The organism is Arthrobacter sp. FW306-1B-G06A (genome assembly GCF_058781765.1).
On the sequence record NZ_JBYSXB010000069.1, the window covers coordinates 1 to 13,385 of the forward strand.

11 protein-coding genes are annotated in these 13,385 nt (G+C 66.2%); 3 read left to right on the top strand and 8 right to left on the bottom strand.

Going from position 1 to position 13,385, the window contains the following annotated elements; all coding sequences use genetic code 11:
- The 4 genes from AC3WJM_RS22460 to AC3WJM_RS22475 form a co-directional block, all read right to left on the bottom strand.
- A partial coding sequence (locus tag AC3WJM_RS22460) for a fibronectin type III domain-containing protein (RefSeq protein ID WP_492273002.1) occupies window positions 1-2,006 on the bottom strand: 2,006 nt, incomplete at its 3' end.
- 230 nt (window positions 2,007-2,236) lie between these two features.
- Entirely contained in the window at window positions 2,237-3,619 is a 1,383-nt protein-coding gene (locus tag AC3WJM_RS22465; protein ID WP_492273003.1) for an NAD(P)(+) transhydrogenase (Re/Si-specific) subunit beta, read from the bottom strand.
- Window positions 3,616-3,957, bottom strand: a complete 342-nt coding sequence (locus AC3WJM_RS22470) for an NAD(P) transhydrogenase subunit alpha part 2 (RefSeq protein WP_284988492.1) — start codon at window positions 3,955-3,957, stop codon at window positions 3,616-3,618. The genes AC3WJM_RS22465 and AC3WJM_RS22470 overlap by 4 nt, the downstream gene beginning before the upstream one ends.
- Window positions 3,957-5,147 carry a Re/Si-specific NAD(P)(+) transhydrogenase subunit alpha gene (locus AC3WJM_RS22475; RefSeq protein WP_492273004.1) on the bottom strand — a complete coding sequence of 397 codons (1,191 nt, stop codon included), beginning with the start codon at window positions 5,145-5,147 and terminating at the stop codon, window positions 3,957-3,959. The genes AC3WJM_RS22470 and AC3WJM_RS22475 overlap by 1 nt, the downstream gene beginning before the upstream one ends.
- A 228-nt stretch (window positions 5,148-5,375) precedes the next feature.
- Between AC3WJM_RS22475 and AC3WJM_RS22480 the strand changes: the two genes are divergently transcribed.
- The 3 genes from AC3WJM_RS22480 to AC3WJM_RS22490 all read left to right on the top strand — a co-directional run bounded on the left by AC3WJM_RS22480 (window position 5,376) and on the right by AC3WJM_RS22490 (window position 9,803).
- A complete protein-coding gene (locus tag AC3WJM_RS22480) occupies window positions 5,376-5,987 on the top strand; it encodes an NADPH-dependent FMN reductase (protein ID WP_284988494.1) in 612 nt (203 codons plus the stop codon).
- A gap of 146 nt (window positions 5,988-6,133) precedes the next feature.
- Window positions 6,134-9,595 (top strand): RCC1 domain-containing protein, encoded by a 3,462-nt coding sequence (locus AC3WJM_RS22485; protein ID WP_492273005.1) that lies wholly within the window; start codon window positions 6,134-6,136, stop codon window positions 9,593-9,595.
- Complete coding sequence (locus AC3WJM_RS22490) at window positions 9,534-9,803, top strand: hypothetical protein (RefSeq protein ID WP_492273006.1); 270 nt, start codon at window positions 9,534-9,536, stop codon at window positions 9,801-9,803. Before AC3WJM_RS22485 ends, AC3WJM_RS22490 begins: the two co-directional genes overlap by 62 nt.
- 23 nt (window positions 9,804-9,826) lie before the next feature.
- On the opposite strand, the gene AC3WJM_RS22495 is transcribed toward AC3WJM_RS22490, so the two are convergent.
- The 4 genes from AC3WJM_RS22495 to AC3WJM_RS22510 form a co-directional block, all read right to left on the bottom strand.
- Window positions 9,827-10,648 (bottom strand): IclR family transcriptional regulator domain-containing protein, encoded by an 822-nt coding sequence (locus AC3WJM_RS22495; protein WP_492273007.1) that lies wholly within the window; start codon window positions 10,646-10,648, stop codon window positions 9,827-9,829.
- 86 nt (window positions 10,649-10,734) lie between these two features.
- On the bottom strand, window positions 10,735-11,406 hold the full coding sequence (locus tag AC3WJM_RS22500) for a 3-oxoacid CoA-transferase subunit B (RefSeq protein WP_059388801.1): 672 nt from the start codon (window positions 11,404-11,406) through the stop codon (window positions 10,735-10,737).
- Window position 11,407: 1 nt separating this feature from the next.
- On the bottom strand, window positions 11,408-12,067 hold the full coding sequence (locus tag AC3WJM_RS22505; protein WP_306964636.1) for a 3-oxoacid CoA-transferase subunit A: 660 nt from the start codon (window positions 12,065-12,067) through the stop codon (window positions 11,408-11,410).
- 5 nt (window positions 12,068-12,072) lie between these two features.
- A complete protein-coding gene (locus AC3WJM_RS22510) occupies window positions 12,073-13,296 on the bottom strand; it encodes a thiolase family protein (protein WP_492273008.1) in 1,224 nt (407 codons plus the stop codon).
- Window positions 13,297-13,385: the final 89 nt, after the last annotated feature.

Consider the following 13,385-nt stretch of genomic DNA (forward strand, 5'->3'; position numbering starts at 1 on the left):
TGCGCGGTGGTGGAGGCCACGGGTGCCCTGACGCCGCCGGTGGTCCAGGACGTGAGCCCGGATTCGAACCCGCCGTTGGTGACCCCGGGAACCGGGGCCGTCGGGGTCACCGGAGCCGAGGCCGCCGACGGCGCGGAAGTGCCGACGGCGTTCGTCGCCGTCACGGTAAACGTATACGCCGTGCCGTTGGTGAGTCCGGTGACAGTCGCCGTCGTCGAGGGCGGACTCCCGGAGACCGTCACCGGAGCCAGGGCCGTGCCGCCCGTGGAAGGCGTCACCGCATACGAGGTGATCGGGGAGCCGCCGTTGCCCGGCGCCGTCCACGACACGGCCGCCGAGGCGTTCCCCGCCGTCGCGCTCACGCCGGTCGGCGCGGCAGGCGCTGTCGGGGCCGTCGGGGTGACGGGTGGCGAGGCGGCTGACGGTGGTGACATCCCGACGGCGTTCGTCGCCGTGACCGTGAACGTATACGCCGTACCGTTGGTCAGCCCGGTGACAGTCGCCGTCGTCGAGGGCGGGTTCCCGGTAACCGTCACCGGAGTCAAAGCCGTGCCGCCGGACGAAGGCGTCACAGCATACGAAGTGATGGGGGAGCCGCCGTTGGCCGGCGCCGTCCAGGACACCACCGCCGAAGCGTTACCCGCCGTCGCGGCCACCCCCGTGGGAGCAGCCGGCGCCGTCGCCGCGGCCTGGGTGATGTCGATCATCGAATAGTCGTCCGTGGTGATCGAACCGTTGGATTGGATGTTCAGTCCGTAACTGATTCCCGAGGCACCTGCCGGGAGCGCCGGTGTGGTCCACGTGATTTGCGTCCAATTACTGCTCGCGTTGAACAACGGGCTCGCCGTCCAATAGGTCCAGTACCCCGTTCCGGTGCGGTAGTAGACCTCGAATTGGGTGATGACATTGGATTTATACCAAGCGCTGAGCTGATAGATATGGCCCGGAGTGCCCGTGGGAGAACAGCCGCCAAGATCCAGGGCTGGCAGGAGTTTCGCGTCACCGCTGACATAGCCGCTCATAGTCAGTCGTTCTGCGTTATTGCCCGTGTGGCCAGGCGAGACCACTGAAAAGCTGGGGGTGTTGGTGCCGTATCCACCAGCAGCCCAGCACAGCGGAATCCCGCTGGTCAGTGTCTCGAGGCTCGGGTTCTGGATCATGTTGGTCCCCTGGGGAGGCGGGGGCGGCACCGGCGGGCCGGAGACGAGGGGCTGGACCGCGCCACCGATTACCTGGTCAACCGTCTTCACGGCGATGCTGCCCGCTGCCTGTTGTTGCGCTAGCCAGGAAGCGAATTGGTTGAACAGGCTGGGGCTGATGGTAAGGGTGGGATCGGTCCCCACGGCGATGTGGTGGAACGTCAATTGAACCCAGCCACCGCCGGCAGCCTGTGCCCTGGTCACGGAGTTTTCAAGGTTGGACAGCGTCCATGTGCTGTCCACTTCCTCCGGTGCCGCGGTGTCATAGGGGTTGGCGGGCGGAATGGTTTCGGCAGCCGGTAGCCCGGGATCGTCCTTGCTGTAAAGGTCCCCGAGCCCGCGTGCACTGTTGAACCCGCAATTCTTCACGATGGTCTGCACGGCGGGGTCCAAGGAGGCGAAGGGGTAGGCGAAGCTGGTGACCTTGAAGCCCATGTTTGCCAGGGCCACCCTGCCGTTGCACACCTGGCGCGTCACTTCATCCGAGGTCAAGGTGACCAGGTCGGGGTGGGTGACCGTGTGCCCGGCAATCTCATTTCCGTCGGCGAAAAGCTGCTGCAGGTTCGCCGAGGTGAAATAGCTCGGCTGATCGACCCATCCGGAGGGGACGAAATAGGTGCCGTGGAGTCCGAGGTTCTTCAGCGTGGCTGCGGCGGTCAGTTGGTCGGCGTTGCCGTCATCGAAGGTCAGCGTGATGACGGTGTTTGCAACCGCATGAGCCGGCAAAGCAAAGCCACTGAGAAGTGCCAGGACCATTGCCGCGCACGCTCCAACGGCGGCCCAACGGACGCCGACGCGCCGCGTCACCGCCTGCTCCTGAATCGAGAGTCCAGCCACTCCGCTCACCGTCCATTCGAAGCCCGGGCAACCGTCAAGGGCGGGAGCGTTCCCACCCTAGGTCTTCGGCCGATGATAGGGCCTTGGATTCTTCCGCGTCTTGAGTGGGCTCACCCGGCTGGGCGGCAGCTTCGCCTAGCGATCCTGAGTGTGCTCACCCGATTGGGCAGCAGAAAGGCCGGCGGGCACCCCAGGTTTGATTAACTAAGCTTGAGCGCCTTGACCGCACTCAACACTTTGGTGAGGGATTCCTTCGCGTCGCCAAACAGCAGTGTGGTCTGCGGTTCGTACATGAGTTCGTTCTCGATTCCCGCGAATCCCGGCCGCATGGAGCGCTTCAGGAAAACTACTTGTCGCGCGTCGGCCACTTCAAGGATGGGCATGCCGTAGATCGGCGAACCCGCGGTGGTTTTCGCGGCCGGATTGACGACGTCGTTCGCGCCGACCACCAGCGCGACGTCGGCTGTCCGGAATTCCGAGTTGATCTCGCCCATTTCCTTGAGGGACTCATAGGGCACATTGGCTTCGGCAAGCAGGACGTTCATGTGCCCGGGCATGCGGCCGGCCACCGGATGGATGGCGAAATCCACGTCGATGCCCCGCGCCTCCAACGCAAGGGCCAGCTCGGCCGCCGTGTGCTGCCCTTGTGCTACCGCGAGCCCGTAGCCGGGAACAATAATGACCCGTTGCGCATAGCCAAGGAGCACGGCCACGTCTTCGGGGCTGGAGGAGCGGACGGGGCGGTCGCTCACCGCCGTCGACCCCGCCATCGAGCCTCCCTTGAACGCGCCAAAAAGGATGCCGGCAACACTGCGGCCCATGGCCGCGGCCATGGCCCTGGTAAGGATGGTGCCAGAGGCACCCACCAACGTGCCGGCCACCACCAAAAGCACATTGCCAAGCACCAGGCCCGAGGCTGCCACGGCCAGGCCGGTGAAGGCATTCAGCAGCGAGATGACGATCGGCACGTCCGCGCCGCCTACAGGGAGCACCAGCAACACGCCCGCCGCCAGACCGAGCACCAAAAGCAGGAATGCGAGCGCGATGGAACCGCTAAAAACGACGGCGACGGCGGCACCCACCGCCGCTAGCAGCACCGCCCCCATGAGGGTCGGCAGACCGGGGAACACCACGGGGCGGGTGGTCATGAGCTCCTGGAGTTTGGAGAACGTGATGGCGGAACCCGCGAAGGACACCGCGCCCACCAGCAGCGTGAAGACGATCGCCACGCGCACCCAGTGGTCCTCCGTGTGCGCTAGTTCCAAGAGTGCAACGAGCGCTGCGGCACCACCGCCCACGCCATTGAAAAGCGCGACGAGCTGCGGCATCTGGGTCATCTTGACCTGGCGCGCGACCGGCGCGGCAACGCCCGAACCGATCACCATGGCGCCCAGGATCCAGGGAACGTTGTCCATCTTGACCGAGAGGAAGACCGTGGCGACGGCGAGCGCCGCACCGAATGCGCCCACCAGGTTGCCTCGCCGGGCGGTTCGTGGCGAATTGAGTCCCTTGAGCGCGAGGATGAAACAGACTGCGGCCGCGAGGTAGAGGAGCGAAGTCCACACCGGATCGATGAGGGTCATCGCGTGCGCTCCTTGGACGCAGCGTCTATGGACTCCGGCTTCCCGCCGGGCGGCGCAACGCGTTTACGGCCGCGGAACATCTCCAGCATGCGGTCGGTCACCACGAATCCGCCTACCAGGTTGGCGGTGGCGAGGACGACGGCGAGCAAGGCCACCGCGAGGACCCATGGGTCCGAGGCCTGCCCCGCGACGATGATCGCGCCCACCAGGATGATTCCGTGGATGGCGTTCGCGCCGGACATCAAGGGAGTGTGCAGTGTGCTTGAGACCTTGGAGACCACTTCGAAGCCCACGAAGACGGCCAGGACGGTGATGGTGAGCAGGGCGATTCCGTCCATCAGGAAACCCCCTCATTGGCAGAGCTCACGGATTCAGCCGTCTCGGCGGAGAGCGCAGCAAGCGCCTCGGCCGTCGGACCGTGCCGCACCTCGCCGTCGTGCGTCAGGCACGCACCCGCCACCACCTCATCGCCGAAGTCCGGGACGACGGCTCCATCACACGTCATCAGGGCCAGCAGGTTCGCCACGTTCTTCGCGTAGAGGCGCGAGGCGTCAGCGGGCATGGCGGAGGCGGCATCCTTCATCCCCACCAGGGTGACCGTGCCTTGGCCGTCCGCCGTCGCGATTTGAAGATCCAGCCCCGGTACCGAGCCCTCCACGTTGCCGCCGGACTCTGCGGCGAGGTCGACGACCACCGAGCCCGGGCGCATGTGCTGGACCATTTCGCGGCTCACGAGGAGAGGGGCCCGCCGTCCGGGGACCGCCGCCGTCGTGATGAGCACATCCGCCTGGGCCACGTGCGGGGCGAGCAGCTCACGCTGCAGGGCACCGCGGTCGGCGCTGAGTTCGCGCGCGTAGCCGCCGGACGATTCGGCCGTCTCCACGTCGAGTTTGATGAAGGTGCCGCCCATGGATGCGACCTCGTCCGCCGAGGCGGGCCGGATGTCGTTGGCGGAGACGCGTGCGCCCAGCCTTTTCGCGGTGCCGATGGCCTGCAAGCCTGCCACGCCCGCTCCCAGCACCAGCACACGGGCCGGGGGAATGGTTCCGGCGGCCGTCATGTAGAGCGGAAAGAAGCGCGGGAGCCGCATGGCCGCCTCGAGCACGCAGCGGTACCCGGCCACCAGGGCCTGGGAGGTGAGCGCATCCATGGATTGTGCCCGGGAAATGCGCGGCACCAGCTCAAGCGCGAAGGATGTCACGCCCGCTTCGGCGAGCGCGCGGACGGTGGGAAGTTCCGACGACGGCGAGGCCAGGCCAACGGTGACGGCGCCCCGTCGCAGCGCGGCCGCCGTCGTTGGTTCGAGTGGGCGGACGTGAGCGTAGACGTCCAGTCGGGCCAGGTCCAAGTCGGGGACGATGAGCGCGCCTGCTTGGCGGTAGTCCTCGTCGCTGTGGCCCGCAGCGCCTCCGGCTCCGCTTTCGACGACGACGTCCAGTCCCAGTCCGGCCAACTGCGTGACCGTCTCCGGCGTCGCAGCCACACGACGTTCACCATCGAGCCGTTCCCGCGCTATGCCAAGTTTCACGCGCGCTCCCTTTCCGAAACCCCAACGTCCTTCTGAACAGCATTGTCCCGCGCCGTTGTTGGCTTGAGTCTAGGACGCGGAAGGCCCGGGCGGGAGTAGGTGTGGCGGCGGCGTCCGGCCATTCCCATCTTCGGGCTGCTCTAATAAGCTCGCTGTGGGCTGGGAGACTCCAGTTACCGCACCGTCGATGAGCCGGTTCCGGCCGCGCCGTCGGGAAGGAACACAGTCATGGCAACGTACAAGATCGGATACTTCGTCGGCAGCCTTTCAAGCCGCTCCATCAACCGGGTCCTGTCCAAGGCGCTCATCAGCGTAGCGCCGGAAGAGCTCGAATTCACCGAGATTCCCATCAAGGACCTGCCCTTGTACAGCCCGGACTACGACGCCGACTACCCGCCTGCCGGCCGGGCCCTCAAGGACGCGATCGCGGCGTCGGACGGCATCCTGTTCGTTTCCCCCGAGTACAACCGCTCCGTCCCCGGCGCCTTGAAGAACGCCATCGACTGGGGATCGCGGCCGTGGGGAACCAACTCCTTCGCGCGCAAGCCAACAGGAATCATCGGCACATCACCCGGAAGCATCGGGACGGCCGTGATGCAGGCATCCATGCGTAGCGTCCTGAGCTTCCTCGACGCACCTCAGCTGAATGCTCCCGAGGCCTACATCAAGTTCAATCCGGCGGCCTACAACGAGGACGGATCGGTCAGGGACGAAGGCACGGCATCCATCCTGCGCCACTACATGGAGGAGTACAGCGCGTTCGTCGAGCGCGTCCTGGCCGCCAACGCTCCCGGGCACATCGGCGACGAACACCCGGACGGCGCCAAGCTGACGCGGTGATGCGGTGGGTGCAGCTTCGCCCGCGCCGCGAGCCCACGCGCTACAACGCGCCGTGGCAACCACGCCCGGATCTACCCATGTGGTAATTTTCGCGAGGATCAATACCGGCTTGCCCGTCATCGGGAGCCCAGTCCTTCGGAGATTTCATGGGGTCTTTGCGTGCGTGGCTGAGGCGTGGTGCCACTGGCGTTGCTGGCGCAATGGGCGTCCTGCTGATCTTGTCCGGCCTTGCGGCGCCCGGCGCCTGGGCTGCCGGCACGGGCGGTTCCACGAGCGCGCCGGTCGCCGTCGTGGGAACTTCGGCGAGGCCGACGGCGGCCGGAGCCTTCATTCCGATCTCACCCGCCAGGCTCCTGGACACCCGTACCAGCACGCCTGTGGGCCCCGACGGGACCGTGTCCTTCCAGGTGGGCGGCATGAACGGAATTCCCGCTGCGGCCGCGGCGGTGGTCTTCAATCTCACCGTCACCGGCCCGCAATCGTTCGGATTCATCACGGCCTACGCTTCCGGTGCCGCACGGCCGAACTCCTCCAACGTGAACTTCGCTGCCGGCCAGACCGTACCGAACTCCGTGACAGTACCGGTCGGCGTCGACGGCAAAGTCACCCTTTTCAACCGCTCCTCCGGCAGCACCCAGCTGATTGCCGACGTGTCCGGGTACTACCTCCCCGGAACGCCGACCGTACCCGGCGCCTTCGTCCCAATAGCCCCAGCCAGGCTGCTGGACACCCGCGGCAGCACGCCTGCGGGCCCTGACGGAACAGTGTCTTTCCAAGTGGGAGGCGTGGGCGGGATTCCGGCTTCGGTCTCGGCGGTGAGTTTCAACCTCACCGTGGCGAATCCGACGTCGTTCGGGTTCATCACGGCCTACGCCTCCGGAACCACGCGGCCGAACTCTTCAAACATCAACTTCGCCACAGACCAAACGGTTCCGAACTCCGTAACGGTTCCAGTCGGCGTCGACGGCAAAGTCACCCTCTTCAACCGTTCCTCCGGCAGCACCCAGCTGATCGCCGACGTCGCCGGCTATTTCCTCTCAGGGACCCCGAGCGCTCCGGGCGCTTTCGTTCCCGTGAATCCCGCACGACTCCTGGATACACGGAACAGCGCGCCGGCAGGTCCGGACGGGACGGTGTCCTTCCGCGTGGGCGGCGCGGGCGGGATTCCCGCCAACGTCGCGGCCGCGGTTTTCAACCTGACCGTCACCGGCCCGCAATCGTTCGGGTTCATCACCGCTTACGCTTCGGGGAGCATCCGGCCGAATGCGTCCAATGTGAATTTCGCGAGCGGCCAGACTGTTCCGAGCTCCGTCACAGTCCCCGTGGGGGCCGACGGCAAGATCACCCTCTTCAACCGTTCCGACGGCGCCACGCAGCTGATCGCCGACGTCGCGGGCTACTACCTACCCGGAGCGTCAAGCGGTTCAGCTGTCACCTGGGGTAACAACCAATCCAGCCAGCTGGGCAACGGGACCACCCCTTACCTCGCCAGCCCTGCCGCCGTTACCGGCCTCTCGGGAGTCCAGTCGATCGCCGGCGATGGTTCCACCAGTTACGCGCTGCTGGCCGACGGGACCGTACGCGCCTGGGGCAGCAACCAGTCCGGGCAGCTCGGCAACGGAACCACCAACGACAGCAGCACTCCCGTGCAAGTCCAGGGCCTCAGCGGTGTCACATCGATCACGATCAACGGTCGCACAGCATACGCACTCCTCGGCGACGGGACCGTACGCGCTTGGGGCGAGAGTTCCACCGGACAACTCGGCAGCGGGATCACCTTCAGCAGCACCCCCCTCCAGATCCAAGGCCTCACTGGCGTCACCGCGATCACGGCCACTTATTACGGCGCATATGCCCTGCTCAATGATGGAACCGTCCGTGCTTGGGGTTCCAACTTCGTGGGTCAACTCGGCAACGGCACCACAGGAATCGGAAGCAGCGCGCCGGCCCAGGTCACCGGCCTCACGGGGGTCGCCGCCGTCACCGCCAGCGACTTCAGCGCCTACGCACTGTTGTCCGACGGGACCGTCCGGGCATGGGGCGACAATTCGAGCGGGCAGCTTGGCAGCGGAACCTCCGCCAACAGCAGCAACAGACCGGTTCAGGTCCAAGGCCTCAGCGGCGTCACCTCCATCGTGGCCAGCAACTACAACGCGTACGCGCTACTGGCCGACCGGACCGTGCGTTCCTGGGGCGCGAACGGGAGCGGCCAGCTCGGAAACGGGACGACGTCGGAGAGCTACACCCCGGTCCGCGTCCAGGGGACCAGCAACGTCATGTCCATGGCAGCCGGCAAAGGCAGCGTATACGCCGTACTTGGCGACGGGACAGCACGGGCATGGGGCCTCAACCAGTCCGGGCAGCTCGGCACCGGGACCACCACCAACAGCCCCACTGCCATCCAGGTAAGCGGCCTCACCACGGCCTTGTCCATCACTGCTGGCAAGGGGGACACCAACAACCCGGTGGCGTATGCCGTGCTGCGTGACGGGACGGTCCGTGCCTGGGGCGTCAACTCGACCGGACAACTCGGCAACGGCTCTACCGCTAACAGCAACGTTCCCACCCAAGTCACGGGTCTCACCGGTCTAGCGGGAACAGCATCGATCTCGGCGGCACGAGGGACCGCATTCGCCGTGCTTGCAGATGGAACCATCCGCGCATGGGGTGACAATTACAACCACCAACTCGGCGTTACCGGCACAACTTCGTTCAGCAACGTGCCGCTTGGCGTCACGGGACTGTCCGGGGTCGCCATGGGAGCCCAAGGTCCCAGCACCAAGTACGCCGCGCTGGTCAACGGAACGGTGTGGGCCTGGGGCGGGAACAGCTTCGGCCAGCTCGGGAACGGCACCACGAGCGATAGCAGCGTGCCCGTCCAAGTCAGCGGACTCTCCGGAGTCGTATCCATCACCGCCAGCGGAGGCACGGCCTACGCCCTGCTGGGCGATGGAACGGTGTGGGCGTGGGGCGACAATTCCTCCGGCCAGCTCGGCAATGCAACCACCAGCAACAGCAGCGTCCCCGTCCAGGTCCAGGGGGTCACCAGGGCCGGCTCCATCACAGCCAGCGGGGGCTCCGCCTACGCGGTTCTGACTGACGGGACGGTGCGCGCCTGGGGCAGCAACCAATCCGGGCAACTGGGCAACGGCACCAACGCCGACAGCAACACCCCGGTCCAAGTCACCGGCCTCACGGGCGTCTCCTCCATCACGGCCAGTTACGGCACGGCGTACGCAGTCCTGGCTGACGGGACGGTCCGGGCCTGGGGCTACAACGGCTATGGCCAGCTGGGCAACGGCACCAACGCGAACGCCAACACCCCGGTCCAAGTCTCCGGTTTGGCAGGAGCCGTGTCCCTCGCAGCCAACGGCGGCACGGCTTACGCGGTGTTGGGGAACGGGACAGTCCGGGCTTGGGGGGCCGGTACGTATGGCGAGCTAGGCAATGGCACCGCCAGCAGCAGCGTGCCGGTCCAAGTTCCGGGTCTCACCGAGGTCGCGAGCGTCGCCGCAAGCGAAATCTCGGCGTACGCGGTCCTCAGGGATGGAACAGTCCGCGCATGGCGCCAACTGGTATGGCCAGCTGGGGAACGGCACCACCACTGACAGCCCCGCCCCGGTGCAGGTCCAGGGCCTCACCGGGGTGAGCTCGCTGGCATGCACCATGTACGACGCATTCGCTGTGCTCAGTGATGGAACGGTCCGCGCCTGGGGTGACAACGCGCAGGGTCAACTTGGCAACGGCGCCGCGAGCAGCAGCAACACACCCGTCCAGGTCCAAGGCCTCACGGGCGTGACGAGCTTGTGGCTCTAGACATTCGGCCCCGAGCGCCTCTGCTAGTGCTTGGCGGCAATATCCGCCGAAATCAGCCCGGCAGTGCGTACGATTTCGTCGCGAACCGACTCGATATAGGCTCGCGGATCACGCTGCGCGGCGACGTTTTGGGCCTGGAGCGAGACGTTGACGGCGGCCACCACCTTGCCGGCAGCGTTGCGAACGGGCGCTGCCACGGACATAAGTCCGAGCTCCAGCTCTTGGTCCAAAACGCACCAATCCTGCCTGCGCACGCGGTCCAGCTCGGCCACCAGCTCTTCGCGGGACGTGATGGTCCGCGGCGTCAGGGCTTTGAACTCCACCGAGGACAGGTACTCGTCCAGTTTCTGCGGCGTCAGGCCAGCCAGAAGCACCCTACCCATGGACGTGGCGTAGGCGGGAAAGCGGGTGCCCACCGAGATCCCGACCGTCATGATCCGGCGCGTGGTCACGCGGGCCACGTAGAAGATGTCCGCGCCATCCAGTACCGCGGCCGACGTCGACTCCCCCAGTTTGAGGGAAAGTTCTTCAAGGTGCGGCTGTGCGAGCTGGGGCAGGGACAACGCCGACAGGTACGAATAGCCAAGCTGCAACACCATCGCCGTGAGGGCGAAGGTCTTGCCATCCGTGCGGACATAGCCCAGCTCAACCAGGGTATGCAGGAACCGTCGCGCCGTGGCACGCGTCAGGTTAGTGCGTGCCGCCACCTCACTGAGCGTCATGACGGGGTTGGCCGCGTCGAAAGCGCGGATCACGGACAATCCGCGTGCCAGCGATTGCACGTACTGGTCGTTGGCCTGGGGAGCACCCGCCTGCGGGGCTCCGGCTACTGCTGCGTCGGTCATGGTTACCAATCTTATTGGCGCGAACTGGCAGCACTTGCCCCGTGGATTGCTTCCAGAGGGCATCTGCTGCCAGCTCGCGCTGCCCTTTAGACGCCGACGACGGCGCCCGCCGCCTTCAGCGGGACCGGCACCAGGGCTTGGAGTTCTTCGAAGGTGCAGCCGAACGTCTCACGCACGGTCACGCCGTCGGGTCCTATCAGGAAGACTGCTTTGTCCGTGTACACGCGCGTCACGCAGCCCACGCCGGTGAGCGGGTAGCTGCAGTGCTCCACGAGTTTGGACACGCCCTCGCGGGTCAGGAGCGTCATCATGACGAACACGTCCTTCGCGCCGGTGGCCAGGTCCATCGCCCCGCCGACGGCCGGGATGGCGTCCGGTGCTCCAGTGTGCCAGTTGGCGAGGTCCCCCGTGGCGGATACCTGGAACGCGCCGAGCACGCAGATATCCAGATGGCCGCCGCGCATGATCGCGAAGGAATCGGCGTGGTGGAAGTACGAGGCGCCGGGAAGCTCGGTGACGGGGATCTTGCCGGCGTTGATGAGGTCGCCGTCGATCTCCTCGCCCTTGGCCTCAGGGCCCATCCCGAGCATCCCGTTCTCCGTATGGAGGGTGATGTTCTGCTCTTCGGTGAGGTAATTGGAGACGAGCGTGGGCTGGCCGATGCCGAGGTTCACGAACGAGCCGGGAGCGATGTCCCGCGCCACGAGCCGCGCGAGATCGTCGCGTCCCAAGGGTGTTGTTGACGTTTGGATGCTCATGTCAGGCCACCTTCACGATGCTGTTGACGTAGATTCCCGGGGTCACCACGTTCTCCGGGTCCAGGGCGCCGGTCGGGACGATCTCCGACACCTGGACGATGGTGTGTTTGGCCGCGGCGGCCATGATGGGGCCGAAATTCCGGGCGGTCTTGCGGTAGACGAGATTGCCCTTGCCGTCGGCCTTGAGCGCCTTGATGAGTGCGACGTCGGCGTGGATGGGCGTCTCGAACACTTGCCATTTGCCGTCGAGGAAGCGCGTGTGCTTGCCTTCCGCGAGCATGGTGCCGTAACCGGTGGGGGTGAAGAACCCGCCAATACCCGCGCCGGCGGCCCGGATGCGCTCGGCGAGGTTCCCTTGCGGGACGAGTTCCAGTTCGATTTCGCCGGCCTTGTACTTGGCGTCGAAGTGCCAGGAATCCGACTGGCGCGGGAAGGAGCAGATCATCTTCCGGACCCGCCCTTCCTTGATCAGCAGTGCAAGGCCTTGGTCGCCTTGGCCGGCGTTGTTGTTCACCACGGTGAGGTCGGTGGCGCCGGAATCGAGCAGCGCGTCGATGAGTTCGAACGGCTGGCCCGCATTGCCGAAGCCCCCGATCATGACGGTGGAGCCGTCCTTGATGCCGGCGATGGCCTCGCCGACGGTGTCAATGAATTTCAGCATTTCCTCTAGGCTCCTTTTCCGGCTACACCGGAGGTGACGTTCTCCAGCACCACGGCCAGTCCTTGCCCGACCCCGATGCAGATGGCCGCGACACCCCATCGCTCACCAGAAGCCTGCAGGCTGCGGGCCAAGGTGCCCAGGATCCGGGTGCCGGAGGCGCCCAGCGGGTGGCCCATCGCAATCGCTCCGCCGTGCCGGTTCACGATGGACGGATCGATACCCCACGCATCGATGCAGGCCAGGGACTGCGCGGCAAAAGCTTCGTTAAGTTCGACGGCGCCCACCTGCTCCCAGCCGATTCCCGCCTTCGCGAGTGCCTTGTTGGCGGCCTCAACCGGGGCGTAGCCGAAGAACTGCGGATCGTTTCCGTGTGCTCCGCGGCCGGCGATGCGGGCCAGCGGCTCCAGCCCGAGCAGCCCGGCGGCGCTTTCGCTGCCGATCCACGCCGCGGACGCGCCGTCGGACAGCGGAGAAGCGTTGCCCGCCGTGACCGTTCCACCCTCCGGACCGCCGGCCTCGGGACGGAACACGGTCTTGAGCCCGGCCAGCTTCTCCGCCGTCGAACCCGCCCTAATGCCTTCGTCCCGGACCAGCTCGGTGCCCGGAACCGGGGTCACCAGCTGGTCGTAGAAGCCCTCGTCCCACGCCGCGGCCGCGAGGTTGTGCGAGGCCGCGGCGAACTCGTCCTGCCGTTCGCGGGTGATCCCGTACTTCTCGCGCAGCCGCTCCGTGGCCTCGCCCAAGGAAATGGTCCAATACTTCGGCATCGCCGGATTCACGAGGCGCCAGCCCAGCGTGGTCGAAGCCAGGGTCATGTCGCCAGCAGGGTACGGCTTGGACGTCTTGGGCAGCACCCAGGGTGCACGCGACATGGACTCGGCCCCGCCCACGAGCATCAGCTCGGCGTCGCCGGCGTTGATCTGGCGGGAGGCGATGATCGCGGCATCCAAGGATGACCCGCACAAGCGGTTGACCGTGGTGCCCGGAATCGACGTCGGAAGCCCGGCCAGCAAGGTGGCCATGCGGGCGACGTTCCGGTTCTCCTCGCCGGCGCCGTTGGCGTTCCCGAACACCACCTCGTCGATCCGCTCAACATCCAAAGCAGGGGCCCGCTTGACGGCTTCGCGCACCACGTGGGCAGCTAGGTCGTCCGGGCGCACCCCGGCAAGGCCGGAGCCGAATTTTCCAAAAGGTGTGCGCACGGCGTCGTACACATACGCCTGGTTCATGGGGTCTCCTCTAAGTTTCTGTGATCCCAACCAACTCGCAGTTAATGTCGTTATGAGGGCTCAAAACGACATCTAATGCGAGTTAGTTG